We start from the raw sequence: 25,728 nt of genomic DNA, 5'->3' as shown, positions 1-25,728 counted from the left end.
AGGATTTTTATGTTTTTCTGTACATCGTCTGCTAACCGTTTAATTCATCAAGCTCATTCAGAGCGATTTTCCCTTCCTGTTTTAAGGACTAGTGCGCTTGTTATTGCGAGTTTATTTGCTCCTGTCGGTATTACCACCGCCTCAGCGGAAACTGTCGGCAATAGCGGCGGCGGGCTCAATGATTCAGCAATGGAAATTGGTAAAGTCGAAATCAGCGGCCAAAAAATTGGCCCGATAGCGGCAAAAAGTGTCCTCAGTTCCGTCGATATTCTTGGTTCCGATCTGATACAGACCCAACAGGTAGTGAATACGTGGGAGCTCTTCAGCAAAGCACCTGGTGTGATGATGACCCAGTTCAGGCAAGGGAGTGAATCAGGTAAGCTGTCTTTCCGCGGATTCAATGGTGAAGGTGAAGTGAACGCGGTCAAGCTGCTGATCGATGGTGTGCCTAGTAATGATAATGGCGGCGGCATGCAACTGCTGGACATGTTATTCCCATTAGAAATCAGATCGATTGAAGTCGTACGTGGAACGAATGATCCACGTTATGGACTGCACAATATCGCCGGAAATGCGAACATCGTTACTCGTAGCGGTGGTAACTACAACGAAGCGCGGGTGACCTACGGCAGCTTTGATACAAAAGAAGTTCAGCTCGCTAAAGGATGGGAAAGCAATAACTGGTCGCAGAATTATTTTGCCGGTTATCTGAAATCAGCGGGATATCGTGATAACGCGACCTTTGAAAAATCCACCGTGGGTGGCAAATGGTTTTATACCACTGATGATGCTCGTATGCGATTTGGCATCATTGCGCGTCATACAGAAAGTAATGGAGATGAAGCCGGCTACCTGACGGCAGCAGACGCTTATACTCGTCCGACGATATCGTATCCTTATGCGCAGTCTGAAGGTGGCAATCGTCAGATGAATCAATTAAGCGTCCATATTGATGCTGATCCTACAGATAAAACATCGCTAGCGACAAAGGTGTATCTGAATCAGATAAAAGATCAGCGCTGGTTACGCTATTCCAATACAACATCGCAACAGGAACGTGTTATCGATGAAACGCATATCGGTATCCTGAATTCTGTGACGTATCGCCCAGGTCTTGCATTAACAGATTGGTTGAAAGATCTGGCGATTGAGGCGGGCGTCAATGCCGAACATCAGGATGATAAAAGCCCGCGTTACAGTACGTCGAACAAGGTAAGGGTGACGACGACCCGAGATCAGAAATTTACGCTGAATAATTACGGGGCATATATACAGGCCGCCATTCAGGCAACGGATACCTTAAAAATTATTCCTGCGTATCGCGTGGATAAATTTGATGGTAGTTTTAATGACGTATCCAAAAATGTCCATTACGGCATTCAGGATTATGGGGTGATCGGTCAGCCCAAGCTGAGCATCGTGTACTCGCCATTGCAGTCTGCCAGCGTATATGGAAATTGGGGCAGGACATTCCAGATTGGAGCGGGTGCTGCAGCTTACAAATCGAATAAAAATGATCTGCGCCCATCGATTAATGATGGTTGGGAAGCAGGTGTCAAATTGACGCCTGTCAGTTGGATAAATGGCCGTTTTTCTGTGTGGGAACAAAGTGCATCGGATGAAGTAAAACGTCGCTTGAATGACCCTTCCGGCGATTCTGAAAACGTCGGCAGTACCAGGCGTAGCGGTGTTGACCTGCAGGTGAACATCCGTCCTGACCAATACAGCAGCACATGGTTTTCTTATTCACGCCAACGCTCAAAGATTGTTGTGCCAGACCCAACTGCACCGATAACAGCGGGTAAGGAAATTGACCACGTGCCCGGATATATATTTTCCGCTGGCTACGATGTTCAGGTCACGCCAGCATTGCTGTTATCGGTATCAGGCAACGGGCAGGGCGACTATTATCTGACCACGGCGAACACTGGAAGTAAATATGGTGCTTACGCTTTATTTAATGTCGGTGCCAAATACAAATTCACTCCATCGGTGGAACTGGAATTCCAGGTAAAAAATCTGGCTAATCGTTACTACGAATATGTGTGGATCAACGATCTGACACGTCATTCCCCAGGCGATGGCCGGGCATTCTATCTTTCTGCCAATATGAAGTTTTAAGTGAAATGGTCTGCCTGATCACCGTATAGAAAACACTGATCAGGCAGACCTGACGGCTGCTAACTAATTTTAATAGATACCGCATGAATACATTTTTTTCTGCAACGCGACCTGTCGATGTTTACCGGGCGGCATGGCGTTGGCATTTTTACGCAGGCTTACTGGTGTTGCCGTTCATGCTGATATTGGCTGTAACGGGAGCTATCTATTTATTCCACACCGAGATTGATGATTATATTTATCGCGACATCAAGATCGTTAAAGCGACGGCCGGATCACCGCATTCACATGAAACTATTGTGCAGACGGCGTTAGCGGCCTATCCCGGTCAGGCCTTGCGCTATGTTCCTCCTGCAAGTAAATCTGGCTCTGCTGAGGTGGATATTAAAGGTGCGGGTGGTGATGTGATGGCGATCTATGTTGATCCTTATCGTGGCACGGTGTTGGGGAGTATGCCGAATCGGGGCAGCGTGTCGTGGACAATACGGCGACTGCACAGTCTGGCGTATTTTGGTCCGATCGCCAATGGCATGATTGAAGTGGCTGCGGGGTGGTGTATTTTGCTGGTGATCACTGGCACCTATTTGTGGTGGCCGCGGCAAAACACATCATCATTGGATGGCTTACTCAAGGTGCGTGGTGTGCCGTCTCAGCGCGTGTTTTGGCGTGATGTGCATGCCGTTACCGGAATCATCGCCGGGGTATTTATTCTTTTCCTCGCCGTCACTGGCATGCCGTGGTCGATAGTGTGGGGCGACAAAGTGAATCAGTGGGCTAATGACAGCAACTTTGGTTATCCCGCTGGCGTGCGCGTCAGCGTACCTATGTCGGATGAACATATTAATCATGTTGCCCCTGTTGCGTGGTCACTGGAGCAAGCTAAAGCACCGACTTCTGCTACTCATGTTCATCCTGCAAGCGATGCAGCTATGCATACTCAGATCAGTCTTGATAAAGCGGTTTCTATTTTTGATCAACTGGGTCTTGCAAAAACCTATGCGATCAATTTGCCTGTTACTACGACCGGAGTTTTCACAGGATCCGTCTATCCGAACGACCTTGCAAAGCAAAGAGTCGTTCATCTCGACCAGTTTTCCGGACAGGTGTTACTTGATATGAGTTTTGCGGATTACGGTCCAGTTGGTAAAGGGCTGGAGTGGGGCATCAATGTTCATCTGGGGCAAGAATTTGGTCTGGCGAATCAACTGCTGATGCTGGCGGTTTGTTGTGCAATCGTGCTGCTCTGTATTTCGTCTGCTGTGATGTGGTGGAAGCGGCGTCCCGCAGGGATGATAGGAATTCCACCGTTGCCAGCCAATCGCCGCGCGTTAAAAGTTGTTTTTATATTGCTGATGCTGGGCGGTATCATCTTCCCTCTGGTAGGAATTTCTATGCTGTTGATGTTGGCGCTGGATTACGTATTCGTTATCCGACGCAATACCGTAGATTGATTTCTTTTGATTTGCTGAATGACTGTATGCGCCAGATCAAATAATCCTTCATTTGAGCGCGTACACTATCCTGTGGATTTACTTTTTATTTCATTTTTATGCGAAATCGTCGACGCAGTAAGGGTTTTAGCTGGATCGCCATTCTGGCGATTCTGTTGAATTCCCTGATGCCGTTGGCTTCGCAGGCCATCAGTCATTCATCGGCTAAAAGCAGTATTCAAGCGGGCGAATGGAAAGAAATCTGTGCATCGAATGGATTGAGCTGGATTTTATTTTCCCCTGCCGGGGCCGTACTCGAAAAAACGAGCGTCAAGCCCGCCGATGTCTCTGATACCGCGCATTTCGAGCATTGTGCTTATTGTCTGACGAATGCGGCGACATTCGCCTTACCTCCTGTTCCTGAATTTACTTTCCCTGTCACGATCAGTGAAAGTCAGTTTTTCTCTTTTCAAACGCTGGCTGTCGCAAAAAAAATTGCCTGGCTGGTACCCTCCGTTCGCGCGCCTCCCGCCATCTTCTGATTTCAGATGACGTTCTGTTTCACGGCATTGGTTTTCTGATGCTGTGGAGCACTACCGTCATCTTCAGACAGAAGTAATGCCTCCAGACTTCCATGACGCGCCTGCCATCAATATTGGCTCTCGTCGTGATTGCGGCTGGTAGCTTACTTCCGATTTTTATCTCATTTCCGGAGACAGGCTATGTCTTTGCAAAATACAGCAGGAGTATCAAAGACTGATACTCCTGTGACACCACATCGTTCGCTGCAATTCAAATTAAAGCGGGAAATTATTCTGGTGTTGCTGTTCAAGCTGGTACTGCTTTTTTCAATTAAAGCTGCTTTTTTTCCACAACGTTTGCCAGCTGATGCAGCTGCTCACGGTATGGAGGAGCGCATGTTGCCAGCAACAAAAGATCAGCTAAACAGACCGGGCGATATCAACGGAAATGAAACAGATGCAAAGGAAAAGCAATGATTTCAGAATCTTTGGTGGATTTGTCGCGGCTACAGTTCGCTGCCACCGCCTTATACCATTTTTTATTTGTCCCCCTGACGCTGGGTTTGTCCTTGTTACTGGCCATTATGGAGACCGTCTATGTGATGACGGGCAAAACAATTTATCGTGACATGACCAAATTTTGGGGAAAATTATTCGGCATTAATTTCGCGCTTGGTGTGACCACCGGGTTGACGATGGAATTTCAATTTGGTACCAACTGGGCTTATTACTCGCATTACGTCGGTGATATTTTTGGTGCGCCGTTGGCGATAGAAGGCTTGCTGGCTTTCTTTCTGGAATCCACTTTCGTCGGACTGTTCTTTTTTGGATGGGACAGACTGAGTAAGGTCGGCCATCTCAGCGTGACTTATCTGACTGCGATCGGATCAAATTTGTCTGCATTACTGATATTGATTGCGAATGGCTGGATGCAGAATCCTGTCGGTGCCGAGTTTAATCCTGTGACCCTGCGCATGGAATTAAGCAGTTTCACCGACGTGATTTTTAATCCTGTAGCGCAAGCAAAATTTGTGCATACCATCAGCGCTGGTTATGTCACAGGTTCGATCTTTGTTTTGTCCATCAGCAGTTGGTATCTGCTTAAGAAGAGAGACACCGCATTTGCATTGCGTTCATTTCGCATTGCTGCTGCCTTTGGATTAGCATCGGTTTTATCGGTCATTGTGCTGGGCGATGAGTCTGGTTACACCGCTGCTGAAACCCAGGAAACAAAAATGGCGGCGATGGAAGGTATGTGGAAAACGGAAGAGGCTCCAGCGGGCCTGACGCTGTTTGGTATTCCTGATGAAGTCAATAAAACGAATCATGCAGAGATACGCATACCTTATGTTCTGGGGCTGATCGGCACTCGCAGCGTCGACAAGGTCATTCCCGGTATTGATGCCTTGGAGGTGAAGATTGCGAGTCGCATCGAGCGTGGCACCGTCGCTGTTACCGCGCTGGAGGCTTTGCGTAAAGATCCAAAAAATGCTGAGAAGCTGGCTTACTTTAAAGCGGTACAGGCAGATCTGGGTTATGGCTTACTGTTAAAAAAATATATCTCTGACGTACGTCTGGCAACGCCAGAAATGAAAGCCCAAGCCTTGCGCGATGCTTTCCCTAAAGTGACGCCTATGTTCTGGACTTTCCGCATCATGGTTGCTGTTGCTTTTGCCATGCTGGCGCTGATTGCTGTGGCGTTCTGGTCGGCGGCACGGAATCGCATAGAGTCTCGTCCATGGTTGTTGAAATGGGCCGTATGGAGTGTGCCGTTGCCGTGGATTGCCTGCGAAATGGGATGGTTTGTTGCTGAGTACGGGCGCCAGCCCTGGACAGTGCAGGGGATGTTGCCGACGCATTTGTCGACGTCGGCATTAAGCGGAAACGATGTGCTGTTTTCACTTGGTGGCTTCTTGCTGTTCTATACCTTGTTGCTGATTGCCGAGGTGTATCTGATGCTGAAATACGTGCGGTTTGGACCATCAAGTCTCGGTACCGGGAAATATGCGCTGGAATCAACCAATGCTAACGTTGGCGTAACTGGTGTGACCACACCTGTCTACGCGGCCGCTTTGTCTTCAAAAGAGGTGTGACATGCTTGACTACACATTACTGAAATTAATCTGGTGGTTGCTGGTGTGCGTACTGTTGATCGGCTTTGCCATTATGGACGGGCATGACATGGGTGTCGGCACACTGCTGCCGTTCATCGGTCGCAATGATGATGAACGTCGTGTCATTATCAATACGGTCGGACCACATTGGGATGGTAATCAGGTCTGGTTTATTACAGCTGGTGGCGCGATCTTTGCCGCATGGCCACTGGTCTATGCAACAGCATTTTCCGGGTTTTATTTTGCCCTGATGGCCGTATTGTGGGCCATGTTTTTCCGTCCTGTCGGTTTTGACTATCGCAGCAAGGTAGCCGATCCGCGCTGGCGCGCTGCCTGGGACTGGGGCTTGTTTGTCGGTGGTGCAGTGCCTTCGCTGGTATTTGGGGTGGCGATAGGAAATGTCATTAAAGGTGTTCCATTTCACTTTGAAGACAATATGCTTCCCGTTTATACCGGCAGTTTCTGGGCATTGTTTACGCCATTCACATTGCTGTGCGGCGTTGCCAGTCTGACGCTGCTGGTATTTCACGGCGCGAATTATCTGCAATTACGCACCGAACAACAGATTGCGCAGCGTGCCCGCCGCGTCAGTATGGTCAGCGGCTTAGTACTGGCATTGGTATTGGCGGTGGCGGGTGTCATGGTTTCCGGGATGGAAGGTTACCGGATTACCTCAGACATACTCGTTGGTGAAGGCATTTCACCTCTGACAAAAACGGTGTTGCGTCAGGCTGGCGGATGGTGGAGTAACTATGAACGTTATCCGCTGATCTTTTTGCTGGTCGGCCTTGCCTATGCGGGAATTGCACTTGGATTGATCGCAACGCTGGCACGCCGTGGCGGTATCGCTTTTATCGGCAGTGGTATTGCTTGTGCCGGCATTATTCTGATGGCAGGCTCCGCGATTTTCCCATTTGTGCTGCCATCCAGTTCACATCCTGATCACAGTCTGACGGTTTGGGATTGCGTCTCCAGTCAGCGTACGCTGAACATTATGTTTTGGGTTGCACTGGTGATGACGCCAATCGTCGTTGGCTACACCAGCTGGGCCTACCGCGTCATGCGTGGAAAAGTCACGGTTGCCAATATTCAGGCAAATAGCAAGTCGCTGTATTAAGCGCACTCAGAAAGGAATCATTATGTGGTATTTCAGTTGGATGTTGGGAACGTCGATGGCGGTATTGCTGGCAGTCGTTAATGCTTTGTGGTTCGAGGCGCAAAGTGCCAGAGGTCACGAAGACGACGATAAATAATTCGAGCAAATACATCATTTGTTAATTTTACGGAGATCTTATGCAATCCAGCATAATGAACAGATCTGAGCGGTATTTGTTGCCGCGTCAGGTCTTAACAATGAATGAGTTAAGCGCCTTGTGGCGTATAGAATCTGGGACGGTACGTATCAATAGTGTGGATGAGTCAGACGAAAGCAAAATCAATTTTGTGCGATTGGCGTTACCCGGCGATTTGCTGGGTGTCGAGTGTTTTTCAGGGGTGAGCGAAACACTGCAAGTCCGGGCAATTACGCCGGTAAAATTGCAGCCTGTCGATGTCGCTGATGATAAAGCAATGACAGCTTTACTGATGAAAACCATCGCTACCAACCATATCCGCTGCCGTCAGGTTGTCAGTCTGAGAACCGGTACGGTGGACGAACGTGTCAAACGCTTGCTGCAGATGCTGAGGCCCGATGCCAATCAGGTATTCAGCGAATTTGCCTCGGATACGTTGCCCAGTTTGGGGAATATGGCGGAGATTGTGCATTCAACCCGAGAAACAGTCTGCCGGGTTCTGACCAGCTTACGCGAGGCGAATTCTCTGAAGAATGAGAATCGCAAGCAAATGAAACGAACTGGACCCACGCATCGCCTTCGTCGTATGGTGGGAGAGACTGCACTTTCGCATTAAGAGTCTTTTATGTCTCTGCAAAGCCTGATCTGTAAAGATCAGGCTTTTTTATTTGAAACTGTTTTTTAAAAGCGTAGCTTTAAAAAGCAGGAAGAGCTTAAAGTAAGGCTTAAGGTAGTCAATGAAATGGAATCGTGGCGATTCGATCACTATGCGTTGTTTGTCAGCTTGGGCACGCTAGTCTCTGTCACGGACAATGTTCCTATTTCTGTCGGTTTCCCAAAGAAATAGCCTTGTAACTCGTCGACACCAAGTGTCATTAATTTTTCACGTTGCTGGGCGGACTCTACACCTTCCGCTATCACTTTCAATCCAAATTTTTTGGCAATCAGTAGCGCTCCTTCAACAACCGCCAGAGATTTTTCATCTGCCGACATGACGAAGCTCTTATCGATTTTGATGGCGTCGATCGGGAACTCATGCAAACGTGATAGCGACGAATAGCCAGTGCCAAAATCATCCAGATGTATTTCTACTCCCATCTCATGCAAAGCAAGCAGGCTGATCAGAGCCTGCTGCATATTCTGTTCATCGAAAACACTTTCGGTAACCTCAATCACCAGACGATCGGCACCAAGCCCTGTATTTTTCAGGATAGCTTGTACCTCATTGGCAAACGATGCTTGTATCAATTGCCGGATCGATGTGTTCACTGCCACTTTTGGGGTAATGTGATCATCGTTTTTGTCTTGCCAGGCTTTGGCTGCAGAACATGCTTGCTGGAGTACCCATTTACCGATGTTGATAATATGATCGGACTCCTCGGCCAGAGGAATAAACTCATCGGGAGAAACGGGGCCGATTTCAGCACACGTCCAGCGAAGTAAAGCTTCCAACGCAACAACTTCTGTTGATTTTGCCGCGACAATAGGTTGAAAAAGCAGTTTCAAAGAACCGTCTTTGTGCACATTTGCCAGTGCAATCGATAGCGCCAGCCGGCGCCGCTGAATATCTGCCAGTACCTCAGAATAAAATACAATCCTGCCACGACCTAAACGTTTGGCTTCTGACGCAGCCATATCTGCGCAGCTCACCGCATCAGCAATGTTGGTCAGTTTTTCGCCGCATTTTTCAAAGATGCCGATACTGGCTCCAATATGTAATTGGCGACCATTGATCTGGTAAGGTTGCGACAACATTACCTGCAGATAGTGGCAAGCAGGATGTACGTCTTTTGCAGAGAATGTTTCGCAGATAAAGTGCACTGCAAATTCGTCTCCACCCCAGCGACAAACTGAGTGATGGCAGGCGCCACATTCGGCTGCCAGCTCATCCACCAATTCTTTCAGGCGACGTGCTACGACTTGTAACAACAGATCACCCCAGTCATGGCCTAATCCGTCGTTAATATGTTTAAACCGGTCAAGATCAATGAACAGAAATAACTGGTGATGTGTTACCGGCTTAGGCTGATACGATTGCCCTGCTAATCCACGCCGGTTTAACAAGGATGTCAACGGATCGTGATTTGCCAGGTATTGCAATTCCTTGGTTCTGTCTTCAACGGTTTGTTCCAGCTCTGAATTAATGTTGCTGATTTCTGTATTTTTGACGGATAGCTGAGAGATCAGATCTTCGTTGCTTCTTGCCAGATGCAACGAACGCTCGAGTAGCCTGAAATTATTCTGATGGCTGCTCATCATGACCCATGCAAAAATAAATCCCAGTATTGCAAGAACGGACAAGCTCGGGTCGTCCATCAACAACATTCGCAAGGATGCCGGGATAATCAGCAGCGCGACATAAATTTTGCCTGTGATTTTTAACGATGCCAGCGTACCGGTCGCGCCTCCTGCAAGGGCGGAAATGATAATCAGTATGGCGAATTTATCTTTTGCCTGAAATTCAGGAATGCCTATCCAGGCAACGATCATCCAGTTGATAGCAGCACTTAAAATTGACAAGTGAAGCAGGACTATCTGATGCTTTGGTATGGCTTGCGCTGAGTGCTGTTTGATGGAATGGCAGCAATACACATAAATACCATACCGCACAGCGGAAACACCCAGAGAAATGACAACCCAGAGCCAGAACCAGTGCGAGTGCGTATGGCCGACAATTAAAGTGGCACCGAGAATCGCCGCGGTGTTAACAACCAGACCTCGTGGGTGATTACGCAGAGTTTCATGCCATATCTGAGTCCTGTGCTGCAACATAGTCTTCCATTACACGGTCGGGTAATCTTCCATGATATTAAAAGGCCTTTGCTTGCACTGTTACTTTTTGTTAATGCTTAACGGTGTTTGACAATTAGCGAGGCGGTCAGGCGGGTCTGTCAAGACGTAATTTGAAAGGCCTTAGTAAATGTGAGTGGCCGGATTAGCAGGCGTCGCCTTTGTTTAACTGCTTTTAGTTTCCATCCAGTCCGTATTTTTTTATCTTGTCGTGCAGTGTTGTTTTTGCGACGCCCAGTGCTTCTGCCGTGCGGGCGAGGCTGCGGTGGCGGTGCAGTGCATCGGCGATCAGTGCTCGTTCGAAGGCATCGACGGTCTCGGCTAGTGATATTGCGCCGTCTGTTTGTGGTTGGCCAAAAGGTGGTGAGCCGCTCTCTATACCGAGAACGCAGCGATCAGCAACGTTCCGAAGTTCGCGGATGTTTCCCGGCCAGCCATAACCGACTAATTGGCGAATGCGGTTGGCTGTTGTCTCCGGCACCGCGCGTTGATGGCGTGCGGCACCCAGCAGCAGGAAATGTTCGAAAAGCAGAGGTATGTCTTCACGCCGCTCGCGTAGTGGCGGCAGATCCAGTGTGGCGACGCTGAGCCGGTAATACAGATCGTTACGGAAAGCGCCAGTAGCGGCCAGTTCGACTAAGTCAGTTTTGGTCGCGGCAATGACGCGGCAGTCAATTGCTATCGGTGTGTTCGAGCCCAGACGTTCCAGGGTGCGTTCCTGCAATACGCGAAGCAATTTGATTTGCATGGCGAGCGGCATGCTCTCGATTTCATCAAGGAACAGCGTGCCTCCGCTGGCATGCTCAATTTTACCGATACGTTTTTTTGCAGCACCGGTATAAGCGCCAGCTTCGTGGCCGAAAATTTCGCTGTCAAATAAGGTTTCTGGCAGCCCGCCACAGTTGATAGCGACGAAGTTGCCGTGTCGGCGCGAGCTGGCTTCATGCAGGCAGCGGGCGACGAGTTCTTTACCAGTCCCGGTTTCACCATGAATCAGCACATCAGCGGCACTGTCGGCGAGGCGGGCGACCATGTCGCGGATTTTTTGCATTGATGGCGCGCGGCCTATCATTTTTCCTTCGAGCAGGTCGCGTTGGTCGAGTTGACGCCGCAGATCGCGCACTTCCAGTACAAGGCGACGTTTTTCCAGCGCCCGGCGCACGACCTCGACCAGATATTCCGGAGCGAAAGGTTTCTGGATGAAATCGTGTGCACCATCTTTCATCGCCTGCACGGCCATTAAAATGTCACCATGTCCGGTGATCAGAACTACTGGCAATTCCGGGTCAATGTTGAGCGTCTCACGCAGGAAGCTCATGCCATCCATTTTAGGCAGCCGGATGTCGCTGACGACGACACCGCGAAAGTCACGACCCAGCCGGCGGCGTGCCTGCTCGGCGCTGCTGACACATTCGACGGCAATGCCTTCGAGTTGTAATGCCTGTTCGCAGCCAAGTGCGACGTCAGGGTCATCCTCGATGATCAGTACTTTCAGAACTTCACTCATGTTGCCCAGCCTTGTTTATGAGAGGGATTTCTAATGTGAACAGAGCACCACCTTCGGGATGGTTGGTACCGGTCAGGGTGCCACCGAAATCGCGAATAATGTCGGCAGAAATCGTCAAACCAAGCCCCAGTCCGCCACCGGCCTGTTTCGTGGTGAAAAACGCTTCGAACAAATGGCTCAGGGCCGCGTCGTCCAGCCCTGGTCCGTGGTCGCGCACCGTCAGGCGTGCTTGTTGGCCGATTGATTCACAGCCTAGCTCAATAACGGGCGCGGGTTGACCTTCCATGGCATCAAGTGCGTTACCGATCAGATTGATTAATACTTGCTCCAGTCGGTTAACATCGCATAGCGCGACCGGTTCGGGCAGTGGGCAGTAACGGCGAACCTCGGCGTTGGCATGAATCAAGCGCTGCTCAAGCAGTGCCAACGAATTGTCCAGGGCGTTACATAGTGGAACCGCCTGTAACTGGCCGCTGGACTTGCGGGCAAAGGTACGCAGTTGGCCGGTAATCAGACCCATGCGATCCGTCAGTTGGGCAATTCTTTCGAGATTAGTGCGAACAGTGTTGAGATCGCCGCGATCCAGGAAGCGCACGCCATTGCCTGAGAGTGTGCGCAGGGCAGCCAGTGGTTGGTTAAGTTCATGCGCGATGCCCGTCGATAGTTGCCCGATTACCGCCAGCTTGCCAGCCTGCACAAGTTCATCCTGTGCGGCACGCAATGTGCGTTCAGCGCGTATGCGTTCCGTAATTTCGTCCTGCAACTGGAGATTGGTTGCGGACAGGTCAGCGGTGCGTTCATTTACCTTCCGCTCGAGCTCGTCATGCGCTTGTTGCAGGGCTTCGCGGGCAGCTAGCCTATCCTTCAGATGACGACGACGTTCATTGGCCATCAGACCAAACATAAAGAGTAGTGCGGTGACGACAACTGCAACGGCGGCACGGCTTTGCGCAATATCATCCACCTGTTTCAGATGCGAAAGTACGGTCAGCGTCCAGGGTGTACCGGGCAATGGTCGTGATTGCGCCAGAAAACGCCCGGCCACTGGATAGACCGAGGCGATCTCAGGACTATCCTTCGCAATGCTGACCAGTCTTGCGCCGTGATCGAGTTCGCGCAACTCTTTCAAGCCCAACGGTTTCAGGGCGCGCCGATTGTATTGCTGCGTCTGATCGAAGGCTGTACGGGTCTTTTCTTCCAATGGACGCAGAGTCGTGAATTTCCAGTTGGCGACCGAACCGAGGATGACGACGCCATTTTCATCACTGACCATGGCAGGGGTTTCTACGGTAGTCCATGATTTTTCAAGTTGTTCCAGGCTGACTTTGATGACGGCAACGCCCAGCGTCTCGTTATCGTCACTCAGCTTCGAGGCCAGGTAATAGCCGGGCTCGCCACGGGTTGTCCCGATACCAAAGAAGCGGCCATGACCGCTTTCCATCGCCTCACGAAAATACGGGCGAAACGCAAGCTCTTCGCCGACGAAACTGTCAGCACGACGCCAATTGCTGGAGGCAACGACATGCCCGTTGGTATCGATTAAATAGATAGAAAGCGTGCCTGCACGCTCGTTGAGTTGCTCAAGGTAAGCGTTGACCTGTGGCTCCAGCTTACCCGATTTGTCATGGTTACTCTTTTCCAGCAAGGCCAGAACGTCACGTTCCAGACCCAGCGTGCCGGGAAGAAATGCGTATTTACCGATTTCACGTTCCAGGCTGGCACTGTACAGATCAAGGCGATGCAAACCCGTGGTTTGCAGGTCGGCCAGACCTAGTTGCTGGGCAATGCGATACGCGCCAAATCCACTCATTACCATCAGGATGATGAGCGATATCAGAAGCAACAGGTAGCGTAGGGGACGATGACTGGACATGGTGGCGGGGTGGTTCGGCGGCCTATTATAGAGGAATTTGCGACCACGATTGACAAACAGGCGGCACTCTCTGATCGTTGTTTGTTCTGTGATTAGCTCTATGGCGGAAACTAAAAAACGGAGTCATTTTTCCTGATGCCGGCCAGCCTGATGAGGGTATTGCAGTCGAAACGAACGCAAAAAAGAGGTGTAACTTATCGTCGTTCACTCCCTAAATCAGGTGTTACAGGAGCGATCGATTGTTGCTCTATGGTTCAGTCCAAAGGCCTTACTGAACCATAGAGCAGGTAAAAATCAGGATGCTTTAGTCATCACCAGATCATCTGCGATAGGTAATGCTTCGTCTGCTTCAGCCAGGGAATTGTCGACATTGTCTATTGCATTTTCCCACTTGGCGACGACGGCGGTGGCAATTGCGTTGCCGAGTACGTTGGTCGCAGTACGCCCCATGTCGAGGAAGTGATCAATGCCGAGAACCAGCAGCAAACCCGCCTCCGGCAGGTTGAACATCGGCAGCACGGCGGCGACCACGACCAGCGAGGCGCGCGGTACACCGGCGATGCCCTTGCTGGAGATCATCAGTACCAATAGCATGGCGATCTGCGTGGTGATACTCAGTTCGATACCGTAAGCCTGGGCGACAAACAGCGCTGCGAAGGTGGTATAAATCATTGAACCATCAAGGTTAAACGAGTAACCGAGCGGCAGCACGAAACCAGTGATGCGGTCGCGGATGCCGAATTTTTCAAGTTGCTCCATCAATTTCGGATAGGCCGATTCGCTGCTGGCGGTAGAAAAACCCAACAGCATCGGGCTGCGAATCAGTTTGATCAGGCGGAAAACTTCCTTACCCAGTACGAAGTAACCAGCCAGAATCAGCACCAACCAAAGAGCACCCAGCGTGACATAGAAACTGATCAGCAGCTTTCCGAAAACCATCAACATACCCAGACCTTGCGTCGTGATAATGCCAGCAACAGCACCAAAGACGCCGACGGGCGCAAAACGCATCACGTAATCGGTGACCTTGAGCATGACATGGCCGACTTCTTCCAGTGTTTTGACCAGACTGCGGGCGGATTGATTATGAATATGACCGAGCGCTACACCGAAGAACACCGCAAAGACGAGGATTTGCAGAATTTCGTTCGCAGCCATTGCCTCGAAAATATTTTTCGGGAAAACATGGGTAATGAAATCCTTCAGATTCAGCGCACTGGTTTTTAAACCTACAGAACTGCCGACCTCCGGTAATGGAATACCGAGATTCAGACCAGGATGCAATAAATTAGCGAACACCAGGCCCAGCGCAAGCGAACAAAGCGATGCGCCGACGAACCAGCCCAGAGCTTTGGCACCGATGCGGCCAACTGCATTCGAGTCACCCATGCCAGCCAGACCTGACACCAGAGTGGCGAAAATCAGCGGGGCAATGATCATCTTGATCAGGCGTAGAAAAATATCGGTCAGTATGCTGAAGTAAGAGGCTATTTCCTTGGCTTGGGCAGGGCTTGTAGCGAGGGCGTTGCATGCATAGCCGACAATGATGCCGAATACCATGGCAACCATGATCAGCGTCGTTAATTTGTTCAATTTCATAATGGCTTCCTATTGTTTTGACGTGAAGTGGACTTCAGACGGTCATATTCGGGATCATTGGTGGCGCGATCAGCACTTCGGGGCGATGAATTTCAGCATGTTGCCCACGGCTGATTATTTTGCGTTTGAGCACGATTTCTCCAGTACGACGGACATCGACGACAGTGATGTCGCGTTTTGCCAGTGTATGTGGCCGATGTTGTCGCTGTTGATAAGGGTTTTGCTGTTACCGGACTGGCCGTGCTCCATGTGAGTTCTTACTGCACTCATGGGTTTGTCTCCGTTATTTATTTGTTGGCCGCGCGAGTGCGAGGCTGGTGTTTCTATCGCACAGATCATGCCACTACTAAATAATCTATAAGCTATTGATTGCTATAGGTAATTTTTAGGTGTAAATGCGCGAGAGGATCGGTTTTCCGGAAAATGATTGTTGTTAATATTCGGATTTCCGAACGAATTTCGCCTGAAAAAAGATAGAGGTGTTTGCGGTCGGCTCATCTTCCCGCTTGAGATCATGATAAATAAACACTTAAGCAGTGAAGTAATGTGCGACTACATTCATTGCGCTCTCGAATGATGCTCACGCTGCGTGCTGCACGTACCAGCTGTGACGAGCTCAAGATCGGTTGATCTGCGACGAATGCGCCATCTGCATCAGGCGTGGCGCACTGTGTACTGCGAATCCTGGTAAGCAGATAGGTACTTTTCTTATTGTACGTTTTTTAACTGAGACATTTTGTCTCAAGGTATGAAAATTGTTTTGAAGTAGTATGCCTGAGTGCGTGCAGTAATGCTGCGCTTGCATGGCAGTCGTTAAGGTTTTCTCTTTTTCATCTTTCATCTGCATTCGTTTCTATTCGGCCCTATTCGGCCTATCACTGCGCTTTAGGCGCCTCGTGTTATCGATAAATCGAATGACATTCAAACTGAATTCCTGATGAAATGGGCAAGCAAAAAGTGTAACGGCTAACGCAGCGTTTTAAGGTCGCGCCTTTTACGATAAATACTGTTAAGTAATAGCCTGGAAATACGCAAAATGATGGATTGGACCCCAATAGTCTTAGTGATATTTAAACTTCTCGTGCTTGGTACAGGCATGTTTTTCGCCATCAAATGGCATTACGATCAAGGGCAGAAGCAGAAAGACAGTGCAGCGGAGATGCGCGCAGTGCTGCGCACGGGCGGCAAGGTGGTCGTAGTTTTCATGCTGTTGCTGCTGGGCTTGGGGCTGATTACCTTCGTCCTTAGCCGCCTGATCGGTTTGGACATGACATTCCCATAATGCAAAGAATCGCTGGCCGATATCGATTGATGTGCCAGCATCTTCCTTATGAGGTTATTGAACTAACGGAAGCCTTGGCTAACTTCATTTCGTCAGAAAAAGAAGAAAAATCTGTTGGTGTACATTCCTCAGAAAGAAAAAAGGCCAATCGCATGATTGGCCTAAGTCCTTGATTTTATTGGTCGGGACGGTGTGATTCGAACACACGACCCCGTGCACCCCATGCACGTACGCTACCAGGCTGCGCTACGCCCCGACTCTGAGCCAAAGATTATAGTGCATGAATGGCGTTTTTACCATGCTTGCCGGTGTCGTTTTGCAGAAAATCCCCGAAAGAATTTAACAATTTATTTTGAATATTTGACTAAAATATTTTCATATTTCCTGAAAAGCTGTAAAAATACAGTCACACAGGTCGTATGCGTGAATTCCTGATGTTGTTGACGTGAATTGGCGCTGCGGTGGGGAATAAAACTACACAACATACATATTTATGACCATAAAAATCAGTCAGAATTTCGACGCGGGAGCGATCGAAGTGGTGAGGGCAGAAGAGGCAGATACAATCGAACTGAAGTTGCGTAAAGATTCACATGCCGATATCTGGCAATGGTTTCATTTCCGTTTGCAAGGTGCACGTCATCAGGAAACAGTGATGCGTATTCTGAATGCAGGCGAGGCGACTTATGCTAAGGGCTGGGAAAATTATCGTGCGGTGGCAAGTTACGACCGTGAAACCTGGTTCCGTGTCGATACGGAATTTGATGGTAAGGTGATGACGATACGCCATACGCCTGAATACGACAGTGTGTATTACGCTTATTTCGAGCCATACAGCTGGGAACGTCACCTCGATTTACTGAGTAGTGTTCAGCATTCGCCGCTGGTTGAAGTCGTGGATCTGGGCAATACCGTTGATGGTCGCGACCTGAATGTGGTGGTGGTTGGCGATCCTGCTGCTGAGAAAAAGATCTGGATAATTGCCCGTCAACATCCGGGCGAGACGATGGCGGAGTGGCTGGTCGAAGGACTGCTGGGCGCCTTGCTGGATACGGCTAACCCGATTGCCCGCAGTATTCTGGATAAGGCTGTATTGTATATCGTGCCGAATATGAATCCTGACGGCGCTGCGCGCGGCAATCTGCGTACGAATGCGGCCGGTGCCAATCTGAATCGCGAATGGATGACGCCATCATTGGAAACCAGCCCGGAAGTATTCCACGTAAAAAACAAAATTCATGAAACCGGTTGCGATCTGTTCCTCGATATTCATGGCGACGAGGCTTTGCCGTATGTATTTGTGGCAGGTAGTGAGATGATCGAAGGCTTTACCGAGAAGCAGGCAAAAGAGCAGCAAGTGTTTGTCGATAGCTTCTGCGCTGCCAGCCCTGATTTTCAGACCAAGTTTGGTTACGAGGCGTCGAAATACAATGAAGACATGTTGAAATTGGCTTCTAAGTATATTGGTCACACATTTAAATGCGTGTCACTGACACTGGAATTACCGTTCAAAGACAATGCGAATTTGCCGGATGCAGAAACTGGATGGGATGGTGCCCGCAGTATCAAACTGGGTGAAGCGATGTTGCAACCGATCCTGGTTTCCTTGAATAGCTGATACGGTTAATCAATAAAGAAAAAGACACCGGCAGTATTTGTGCGGTGTCTTTTTTTTCGCGCATTGTCTTCTTCAACGCTAAAAGCAGAGAAAATACTGGTTCGGGGCGATGAACAAGCATAAGGTTAAAAGTATATGGGTATAGAAATAGAGCGTAAGTTTCTCGTCGTTGGCGATGATTGGAAGCAGCAGGGCGTGGCAACTTATTTGCGTCAGGGGTATATCAGTGCGGAGCCGGGACGTATCGTGCGCGTGCGGATTGACGGTGACGCTGCGATGCTGACGATTAAAGGCTTGTCGACCGGGATTGCCTGTGGCGAATGGGAATATGCGATTCCGGTGACGGATGCGCAGACCTTACTTGATCAGGTATGCCAACAACCCTTGATAGAGAAAAACCGTTACCGCATTCCTGCTGGTGATCTGGTCTGGGAAGTCGATGAATTTTTTGGTGACAACGCTGGCTTGGTAGTGGCGGAGGTGGAGTTGCAATCCGAAGATCAGGTGTTTGAACGACCTGCGTGGCTCGGGGAAGAAGTCAGCCATGATCGTCGTTATGCGAACGCGAATTTGCTGAAATATCCCTATTGTTCGTGGGCTAAATAATGTTTCGCTGTTAAAGAAGGCGACCGGTGGCAAATCGTGAACACCGATTTGCCACCCGTACAAATTTAAAATTCTCTGACGTTAGTAACAACGCGCGATTGATTCTGCAACGCAGACAGGTTTGTCGCTGCCTTCCCGTTCTATACTGACTTCCCAGGTCATCTGTGCACCGTCTTTGATGTCGTCGATCTGCAGCAATGTCAGGTGAGCACGCAAACGGCTGCCGACCGGTACTGGTGCTGGAAAGCGTACTTTGTTGAGCCCATAATTCACGCCCATTTTGACGTAACTGAGGTGAAGCGCGTCTGCCATCAGCATGGGTAGCAAAGAGAGGGTCAGGAAACCGTGCGCAATCGGGCCACCAAATGGCGATTCCTTTTTTGCCCGTTCCACGTCTATGTGTATCCACTGATGATCACCAGTGGCGTCGGCAAAGGTGTTCACCCTTTCCTGAGATATGCTGATCCAGTCTGAGCTTGCTACCTGAGTGCCAACGAGCGATTTGAGTTCTGTGAGTGACTTGATTTCACGCATATCATTCTCCTTATGCTTGCGGGCGGCGACCAAACATGCCCATACCTTTGATGGTGCAGACAAGTTGTCCATCCTGATTGACTGCCTTCCATACGGTGTTGACGACGCCTCTGTCCGGGCGCGATGACGATGGCTTTACTGAGACGGTTTCAGCGCTGACGGTCAGTGTATCGCCGGGGCGCACTGGCAGTATCCAGCGCACTTCGTCTACACCGGGTGAACCCATGCTCGACGAATCGGCAATGAAACCATCGACCACCATGCGCATAATCATGCTGCAGGTGTGCCAGCCGCTGGCGATGACGCCGCCGAAAATCGAAGCTTTGGCGGCGTCTTTATCAACGTGAAAAGATTGCGGATCGAATTGCTGCGCAAAGTGGATGATTTCTTCTTCGGTGACAGTGCGTTGTCCCAGTGGAATCACGCTGCCGGGAATGAAATCTTCAAAATACCAGGTGAATTGCTTGGTCGTCATACGGTCTCCTTGATGACATTATTTTTATTGGGTTTTATCTGAATTTCTTTACGTTTTTTGAGCTTTCTCTGAGTATTGATGCGCTTCTCAGCAGATTTTCACTCTGCCAGGCGCATGGATATTCAGGTATTGTCTTTACTATCGCTGCTCAAACGATATTCGCCACACTGGTGTGGCGGACATAGAAAAAAGTCCCGAGCAGGGTCGGGACTTTTTTATCATGCAGCGTTTTTAAAACCAGGCTGTGCAACGAAGCGGGCCAGATGATGATCAGTGTCGCCGAGCGACAGCTCTATCATGGTCAGTCGTTTGAACATGTGCGCGACCGGCAATTCATTGGTCACCCCCATGCCGCCATGTAATTGTACTGCTTGCTGGCCGATATATTTTGCGGCCTGACCGACACGTGCTTTGGCTGCAGACAAAGTGCGGCGACGTTCTTCAGCATTCTCTGACGACACCTTGACTGCCGCCAACGTTGCCATCGAGCGCGCCTGTTCCATTTCCATGAACATGTCTGCCATACGGTGTTGCAGCACCTGGAATTTACCGATAGGGACACCGAATTGCTGGCGTGTTTTCAGATATTCCAGCGTTGCCGAGGTGATGGCTTCCATAATGCCAATGGCTTCTGAACACAGCAAAGAAACACCATAGTCAGACACCGCATCGAGTAATTCCCAGCCGCCATCTTCGCGGCCGAGCAAGGCAATCGCGGGAACCTGAACGTTGGTAAAACTGATGTCCGCCGCACGATAACCATCGATGGTGCGGTAATCCTGACGCGTTACACCTGCGGCATTGGCATCGACAATGAACAACTGTATGCCATTCTTATCGCGTGTGGCACCGCTGGCGCGGGCTGAAACAATCAACTTGTCGGCCTGAGCACCATGCAGCACCACGGTTTTTTTACCGTTCAGCGTATAGCCGTCGGCAGATTTTGTCGCTGTCGTCGCAATATCGGTTAAATCATGGCGCGATTGTTTCTCATGCAGGGCGACTGCGAGTTTGATTTCTCCGGCGGCGACTTGTTCCAATACATCGAAATGTGCTTTCGCCTGTTTCAGAAATTCAGCCGCAAACACGGTAGCAAAATACGGCTCGATGACCAGACCGCGACCAAGTTCCTGCATGACCACCATCATGTCGATCGCCGTACCGTTAAAGCCACTCTGATCTTCTGGGACAGGCAAGGCCGTCGCACCAAGTTCTGCGAGTGCAGACCAGGCTTCTGCTGAAATACCTTCAGAGGAAGCGATGATGTGTTTGCGTTGTTCAAAGCCGTAGTCTTTTTCTACCCAACGACGAACCGCTTCGGCAAATTGTGTCTGTTCCTGTGTTAATGCGAAATCCATGGTGCTCTCCTCACAGTCCTAAAATCATTTGGGTAATGATATTTTTTTGAATTTCGTTAGAGCCGCCATAAATGGAGGTCTTACGGAAGTTGAAGTAGTAAGCGGCGAGGGCGGCGGCATCGTCGTCATCCATGATGCTGTGCTCATTCTCGCCTTCGAGGAATGCCGGATCGAAAGGCTGCGCATACGGGCCGACTGCTTCGACCATTAATTCTGTCAGTCGCTGTTGAATCTCTGTTCCTTTGATTTTCAACAAAGAGGCTTCCGGCCCCGGACGTCCGCTATCCTGAGAAATCACACGCATCACCGTAATTTCCAGCGCCATGATTTCGATTTCCAGAGTCGCGACTTTATTCGCATACACCGGATCATCGATCAGTGGTTGGCCATTTTTATGATGTTCAGCAGCGACACGTTTCAGGAATTGTAATTCGCGTTTTGCACGGCCAACTGCAGCGATATTTGTGCGTTCATGGCCGAGCAGGTATTTGGCGTAAGTCCAGCCTTTGTTTTCTTCGCCGATCAGGTTTTGTACTGGCACTTTGACGTTATCGAAGAACACTTCATTCACTTCATGGTCTTCATCGAGCATGATGATAGGACGCACCGTGATACCCGGGGTTTTCATATCGATCAGCAGGAAAGAAATGCCTTCTTGCTTACGGCCGTTAGGTTCTGTGCGTACCAGACAGAAGATCATGTCGGCATGCTGCGCCAGCGTGGTCCAGGTTTTTTGGCCGTTCACGATGTAATCATCACCGACGCGTTCAGCACGGGTTTTGAGTGAAGCGAGATCGGAGCCTGAACCCGGCTCTGAATAACCCTGACACCACCAGTCATCGCAATTCAGTATGCGCGGCAGGTAATATTCTTTTTGTGCCTGATTACCAAACGCCATGATGACAGGCGCCACCATATTCACGCCGAATGGCAGGATCGCCGGCGTGCCTGCGCGCGCGCATTCTTCCTCGAAAATATGACGTTGCGTCGGCGTCCAGCCGGTACCGCCGTATTCTTTCGGCCAGCCTGTAGCGACCCAGCCTTGTTTGGCCAGTATCTTGTGCCAGCGGACAAAATCTTCTCTGGATAAGCGTTTGTGGTTCAATACTTTTTGCTGCAGGTCAGTTGGGAGGTTTGCTTCCAGATAACTGCGCACCTGATCCCGGAAGGCGAGATCTTCCGGTGTGTAATTCAAATCCATATTGTCTCCTGAGGTTGAATGCCTGGATGATTGACGGTCTGTTTTTACTGCGCGTGTGAGCCTTGTATTTCTTTCTGATTTCCTTCGACAAAACTGACAACAGTTTCAGATTGAAATAAAAAAGCACGACCGTTCAAAACTTATTGTACAACGGATTTAAATTTCGGTGACTGCAAATGTGCTTGCCTGAAAAAATATCACTTCAGGCGAAGCTGGGCAGAGGATTTTGCGAAGTAAACAGACAAAATGTGCGAAATAAGCGGGATAACATCTGACCAGCAAATGTATCGCTGGTCAGATGAGCGTCGGGATGGGTCAGTGGAAGTGTGCCGTGCCGGGAGATGGAGTGTCATCGGGCATTTCAGGGTGTACCAGTTCGGCATCGCGGTCTGCGAATAATGGCGTGCCGCAATCGTCGCAAAATTCCATCGCAAAAATTTCGTCTATCTGAAGAATATTACTAATGCCGCAATCAGTCAGTATGTCCGGGATATCGCCAGTCAGTTTTCCACTTTCGTCAAGGCTGACCGCAGTAAGTTGATCTTCTGCCTGATACAGTGGCCAGACCACGCCATAGATCACTTCGGGAGCATCAGCCAGGCAAAAGCTGATTCTGAACTCGTCAATCTGACCCGGTGTGTCCTGCACCCCACAAGAGGCAATCACAACGCTGAGTTGTGACGCTTCTTTGTTCAACGTCTGCGTCAGATAAAATATGGCTGAGCGTATCGATGCCGGTCGAATTTTGACATCGGCTTCGCGGCAAGCGGTGTAAAACGCCTCTGGTAACAGGAGTTCAATGCCACACCCAGGCAGCACGTGTTTGATGGCGGGGGCAGCCTGTTCCTGCCACGCGAGCAGGGCATTACTTTTTGCAGTTGTGCAGTCATAAGGGGCTTCTAATGCCTGCCACTGAAAAATCGGCGCGTCAGCGGGTGCTACCAATACCCCAAGCACGTAGCGTATATCCGCCAGAAAAGGAACGGTTTGTGCGTGCTCAGTCTCAACCGGATAACTGCTGTCTTTCAAGACAGCCATCGCATGGCGTTCCAGTAGCGCATAAGTCTCGCAGTGATTGCGTGGCAACTGATCGATTGAATATAAATGCGGCAGCAGACGCAGCTTTGTGGACGGCATCAGCATATTGTTTATCAGTTTTCCGGATAGTTGCGACAGTATGTCAGCCGGAATCGCCCCGGATGCGATTTCAAAACGGGTCCATGCCAGCACTGGTGCCGCGATGAGTAGCGTCGTGAATTTTTTTCCTTGTATTTCAACGCTGGAGCAGGTGCTGACCGTTTCCAGTGTTTCAACCAAGACTTCGTAACCGTTGGGATGAGATGCAAATAAATTCTCTGCCGCCGCATCAACGATTTCCTGATGATGCTGTCTCAGATTTTTCGAGACATACAGATCAAGCTTTTCCTGCCAGGTCAGATCCTCGATGCGACTCGCTGATTGTGCGACCGCCAGTGACAAATTCACCAGTCTCTGGCTTTCTGCGGCGAGCTTGATTCTATTTCGTTTTACAGGTCGGCGCATATAAATCCTGGTAAGAAACGGGCGGATTATTATCTTCGCCGCGCTTCCTTCTGTGAGTGGTTAACGTTATTTTTTAGCGTACTGGGTTTTGCCAAATAAGATGTCTTTTGATTTATCAGTTTCTAATGGTTTGCGTAAATTGGCGAGAACCTGCACACCTCTCTGAACCGCAGGGCGGGCGTTGATGACATCAAACCAGCGTTTTGCGTCAGGGAAATCGGCCCAGTCTATTCCCTGATTGACAAAGGAGCGCGCCCAGGCAAACACGGCAATATCGGCTATCGTGTACTCGTCGCCAGCGAGATACTCAGAGCTTGCAAGTTTTTTGTCGATGACGCCATATAGTCGTCTTGCTTCATTGGTGTATCGATCAATTGCGTAGTCAATTTTTTCCGGCGCATAAACGCGGAAATGATGTGTTTGGCCCAGCATAGGGCCAAAGCCACCCATCTGAAACATCAGCCATTGCAGGGTGTCATATTTTTCTCTGTCAGTGTTGCCGAGAAATTTACCGGTTTTCCCGGCGAGATAGAGCAAAATGGCGCCGGATTCAAATAAAGAAATCGGTTGCCCATCGGGGCCGTCGGCATCAACAATGGCCGGAATTTTATTGTTCGGAGAAATCGCGAGAAACTCAGGCTTAAACTGATCGCCAGCACTGATATCAATCGGAATCGCGCGGTACGCCAGACCACATTCTTCCAGCATGATATGGACTTTGTGACCGTTCGGTGTAGGCCAGGAATAAACGTCTATCATCGTGTGCTCCCATTATGGATTTGTCGGACAGGTGTTAAATACTGATCTGATGCGTTTTCTGATGCTTATTATGCAGAGGTTTGTCACTTTGCGCACAGAATCCTCTTTTTCATTGTCTCAGGCTTTATGCCTTACCAGATGCAGAGAATGATGGCATCATGCAACATCCTTGTCTTGCTTGCGTGTACAGATTGATGAAAAACAGTTCGGTTGTACCTTATGTCGCATTGCATTTTGCGATATTTTTGTTCGGCAGTGCGGGTGTATTGAGTAAAGTGCTGGCGGTGTCCTCGTTATTATTGGTGTTTGGTCGGACCTTGTTTGCCAGCCTCAGCCTTATTCCTTTATTGCTGGTTCAACGCGAGTTTTCTTTTCGCGCGGTGCCAAAAACGGTCATCCTGTGCGGCGCTTTGCTGGCGGTGCATTGGCTGAGTTTTTTTGCCGCGATGAAGGTGGCACCAGTCACCTATGGCCTGATGGGGTTCGCCAGTTTTCCGTTGTTCGTGACATGGCTGGAGCCGTGGCTGTTCAAGGAAAAACGAGATGTTAAGGATTGGTATGCGGCACTGGCGGTAGTGGTCGGCATGGTCGTGATGGTCAGCGATATCAGTGGAGCGGGCGACATAGTAAATGCGGCAGCGCAATCGCCAGTGACCGGTTTATTGCTTGGTATTTTTTCTGGATTCAGCTTTGCTTTACTGGTATTGGCAAATCGCTGGCAGGGCGGTCATATTGCACCGTTCCGGCTGGCATTTCTGCAAAATAGCGTCGCCACTCTTACTTTGCTGCCGTTTGTGTTGGTGAATGGTGGACTTAGTCAGATTTCTGCCAATGAATGGTGGGGGCTGGCACTGATGGGTGTTGTGTTTACTGCGATCTCGCACGGTTTGTTCATGTATAGCCTGCGCCATGTTTCTACCCGGTTTGCGAGTTTGATGACCTCGCTGGAACCAGTGTATGGAATAGCCATTGCGTATCTGGTGTTACATGAAACCCCGAACCTGCGGGCTTTGATAGGCTGCGCTATCGTGATTTCAGCGACGGTGGCGGTATCGTATTGGCATGGGAAGGCGCACTGATCCTGCACGAAAAACTCTGGGGCTGAT

General features: G+C 49.7%; 23 protein-coding genes and 1 tRNA gene. 12 read left to right on the top strand and 12 right to left on the bottom strand.

The genetic code is table 11. The features are described from left to right. The first annotated feature begins 9 nt into the window (after positions 1-9). From Undi14_RS12610 to Undi14_RS12575, 8 genes are all read left to right on the top strand, one after another. The gene (locus tag Undi14_RS12610; protein ID WP_200180631.1) at positions 10-2,121 is read left to right on the top strand and encodes a TonB-dependent receptor; all 2,112 of its coding nucleotides are present in this window, start codon (positions 10-12) and stop codon (positions 2,119-2,121) included. Positions 2,122-2,204: 83 nt separating this feature from the next. Further along, complete coding sequence (locus Undi14_RS12605; protein ID WP_200180630.1) at positions 2,205-3,572, top strand: PepSY domain-containing protein; 1,368 nt, start codon at positions 2,205-2,207, stop codon at positions 3,570-3,572. A 98-nt stretch (positions 3,573-3,670) separates the two neighbouring features. Continuing rightward, the gene (locus tag Undi14_RS12600) at positions 3,671-4,093 is read left to right on the top strand and encodes a DUF2946 domain-containing protein (RefSeq protein ID WP_200180629.1); all 423 of its coding nucleotides are present in this window, start codon (positions 3,671-3,673) and stop codon (positions 4,091-4,093) included. Between the two features lie 180 nt (positions 4,094-4,273). Further along, positions 4,274-4,549: a cytochrome oxidase putative small subunit CydP gene (cydP, locus tag Undi14_RS12595; RefSeq protein WP_200180627.1), complete on the top strand. Its 276-nt coding sequence runs from the start codon at positions 4,274-4,276 to the stop codon at positions 4,547-4,549. Further along, the gene (locus Undi14_RS12590) at positions 4,546-6,165 is read left to right on the top strand and encodes a cytochrome ubiquinol oxidase subunit I (protein ID WP_200180626.1); all 1,620 of its coding nucleotides are present in this window, start codon (positions 4,546-4,548) and stop codon (positions 6,163-6,165) included. Before cydP ends, Undi14_RS12590 begins: the two co-directional genes overlap by 4 nt. Before the next feature lies 1 nt (position 6,166). Further along, the gene (gene cydB, locus Undi14_RS12585; RefSeq protein ID WP_200180625.1) at positions 6,167-7,303 is read left to right on the top strand and encodes a cytochrome d ubiquinol oxidase subunit II; all 1,137 of its coding nucleotides are present in this window, start codon (positions 6,167-6,169) and stop codon (positions 7,301-7,303) included. Positions 7,304-7,325: 22 nt separating this feature from the next. After that, positions 7,326-7,439, top strand: a complete 114-nt coding sequence (gene cydX, locus Undi14_RS12580; RefSeq protein ID WP_200180624.1) for a cytochrome bd-I oxidase subunit CydX — start codon at positions 7,326-7,328, stop codon at positions 7,437-7,439. 40 nt (positions 7,440-7,479) lie between these two features. Beyond that, the gene (locus Undi14_RS12575) at positions 7,480-8,094 is read left to right on the top strand and encodes a Crp/Fnr family transcriptional regulator (RefSeq protein WP_200180623.1); all 615 of its coding nucleotides are present in this window, start codon (positions 7,480-7,482) and stop codon (positions 8,092-8,094) included. Between the two features lie 149 nt (positions 8,095-8,243). On the opposite strand, the gene Undi14_RS12570 is transcribed toward Undi14_RS12575, so the two are convergent. The 5 genes from Undi14_RS12570 to Undi14_RS12550 form a co-directional block, all read right to left on the bottom strand. Continuing rightward, the gene (locus Undi14_RS12570) at positions 8,244-10,250 is read right to left on the bottom strand and encodes a bifunctional diguanylate cyclase/phosphodiesterase (RefSeq protein WP_200180622.1); all 2,007 of its coding nucleotides are present in this window, start codon (positions 10,248-10,250) and stop codon (positions 8,244-8,246) included. Positions 10,251-10,443: 193 nt separating this feature from the next. Further along, complete coding sequence (locus Undi14_RS12565) at positions 10,444-11,775, bottom strand: sigma-54 dependent transcriptional regulator (protein WP_186885415.1); 1,332 nt, start codon at positions 11,773-11,775, stop codon at positions 10,444-10,446. Continuing rightward, positions 11,768-13,648, bottom strand: coding sequence for an ATP-binding protein (locus Undi14_RS12560; RefSeq protein WP_200180620.1), 1,881 nt, complete (start codon positions 13,646-13,648; stop codon positions 11,768-11,770). The genes Undi14_RS12565 and Undi14_RS12560 overlap by 8 nt, the downstream gene beginning before the upstream one ends. 294 nt (positions 13,649-13,942) lie before the next feature. Then, positions 13,943-15,247 (bottom strand): dicarboxylate/amino acid:cation symporter, encoded by a 1,305-nt coding sequence (locus Undi14_RS12555; RefSeq protein WP_200180619.1) that lies wholly within the window; start codon positions 15,245-15,247, stop codon positions 13,943-13,945. Between the two features lie 114 nt (positions 15,248-15,361). Beyond that, the gene (locus Undi14_RS12550; RefSeq protein ID WP_200180617.1) at positions 15,362-15,517 is read right to left on the bottom strand and encodes a hypothetical protein; all 156 of its coding nucleotides are present in this window, start codon (positions 15,515-15,517) and stop codon (positions 15,362-15,364) included. A gap of 766 nt (positions 15,518-16,283) precedes the next feature. Here Undi14_RS12550 and Undi14_RS12545 point away from each other — a divergent pair. After that, the gene (locus Undi14_RS12545; protein WP_190477961.1) at positions 16,284-16,529 is read left to right on the top strand and encodes a hypothetical protein; all 246 of its coding nucleotides are present in this window, start codon (positions 16,284-16,286) and stop codon (positions 16,527-16,529) included. Between the two features lie 179 nt (positions 16,530-16,708). On the opposite strand, the gene Undi14_RS12540 is transcribed toward Undi14_RS12545, so the two are convergent. After that, positions 16,709-16,785, bottom strand: a tRNA-Pro gene (locus tag Undi14_RS12540). Between the two features lie 237 nt (positions 16,786-17,022). On the opposite strand from Undi14_RS12540, the gene Undi14_RS12535 reads away from it, so the two are divergent. Further along, on the top strand, positions 17,023-18,147 hold the full coding sequence (locus tag Undi14_RS12535; RefSeq protein ID WP_200180616.1) for a M14-type cytosolic carboxypeptidase: 1,125 nt from the start codon (positions 17,023-17,025) through the stop codon (positions 18,145-18,147). Between the two features lie 135 nt (positions 18,148-18,282). Further along, on the top strand, positions 18,283-18,753 hold the full coding sequence (locus Undi14_RS12530) for a CYTH domain-containing protein (RefSeq protein WP_200180614.1): 471 nt from the start codon (positions 18,283-18,285) through the stop codon (positions 18,751-18,753). Positions 18,754-18,834: 81 nt separating this feature from the next. On the opposite strand, the gene Undi14_RS12525 is transcribed toward Undi14_RS12530, so the two are convergent. The 6 genes from Undi14_RS12525 to Undi14_RS12500 all read right to left on the bottom strand — a co-directional run bounded on the left by Undi14_RS12525 (position 18,835) and on the right by Undi14_RS12500 (position 24,622). Further along, on the bottom strand, positions 18,835-19,287 hold the full coding sequence (locus Undi14_RS12525) for a MaoC family dehydratase (protein WP_200180612.1): 453 nt from the start codon (positions 19,285-19,287) through the stop codon (positions 18,835-18,837). A 10-nt stretch (positions 19,288-19,297) separates the two neighbouring features. Next, positions 19,298-19,762 (bottom strand): MaoC family dehydratase, encoded by a 465-nt coding sequence (locus tag Undi14_RS12520; RefSeq protein WP_186885405.1) that lies wholly within the window; start codon positions 19,760-19,762, stop codon positions 19,298-19,300. Positions 19,763-19,980: 218 nt separating this feature from the next. Beyond that, positions 19,981-21,120: an acyl-CoA dehydrogenase family protein gene (locus Undi14_RS12515; protein WP_200180610.1), complete on the bottom strand. Its 1,140-nt coding sequence runs from the start codon at positions 21,118-21,120 to the stop codon at positions 19,981-19,983. Positions 21,121-21,130: 10 nt separating this feature from the next. After that, positions 21,131-22,321, bottom strand: coding sequence for an acyl-CoA dehydrogenase family protein (locus tag Undi14_RS12510; RefSeq protein ID WP_200180608.1), 1,191 nt, complete (start codon positions 22,319-22,321; stop codon positions 21,131-21,133). 315 nt (positions 22,322-22,636) lie between these two features. After that, positions 22,637-23,863 carry a DUF2863 family protein gene (locus tag Undi14_RS12505; RefSeq protein WP_200180606.1) on the bottom strand — a complete coding sequence of 409 codons (1,227 nt, stop codon included), beginning with the start codon at positions 23,861-23,863 and terminating at the stop codon, positions 22,637-22,639. A gap of 66 nt (positions 23,864-23,929) precedes the next feature. Then, positions 23,930-24,622: a glutathione binding-like protein gene (locus tag Undi14_RS12500; protein ID WP_200180605.1), complete on the bottom strand. Its 693-nt coding sequence runs from the start codon at positions 24,620-24,622 to the stop codon at positions 23,930-23,932. A gap of 194 nt (positions 24,623-24,816) precedes the next feature. On the opposite strand from Undi14_RS12500, the gene Undi14_RS12495 reads away from it, so the two are divergent. Further along, on the top strand, positions 24,817-25,701 hold the full coding sequence (locus Undi14_RS12495; protein WP_200180604.1) for a DMT family transporter: 885 nt from the start codon (positions 24,817-24,819) through the stop codon (positions 25,699-25,701). The last annotated feature ends 27 nt before the right edge of the window (positions 25,702-25,728 follow it).

It is taken from the genome of Undibacterium sp. 14-3-2 (assembly GCF_016595265.1).
Taxonomy (GTDB): Bacteria; Pseudomonadota; Gammaproteobacteria; order Burkholderiales; family Burkholderiaceae_D; genus Undibacterium; species Undibacterium aquatile.
Note: the sequence above shows the minus strand (reverse complement) of the source record. Positions and strands in the feature narration are given on the sequence as shown.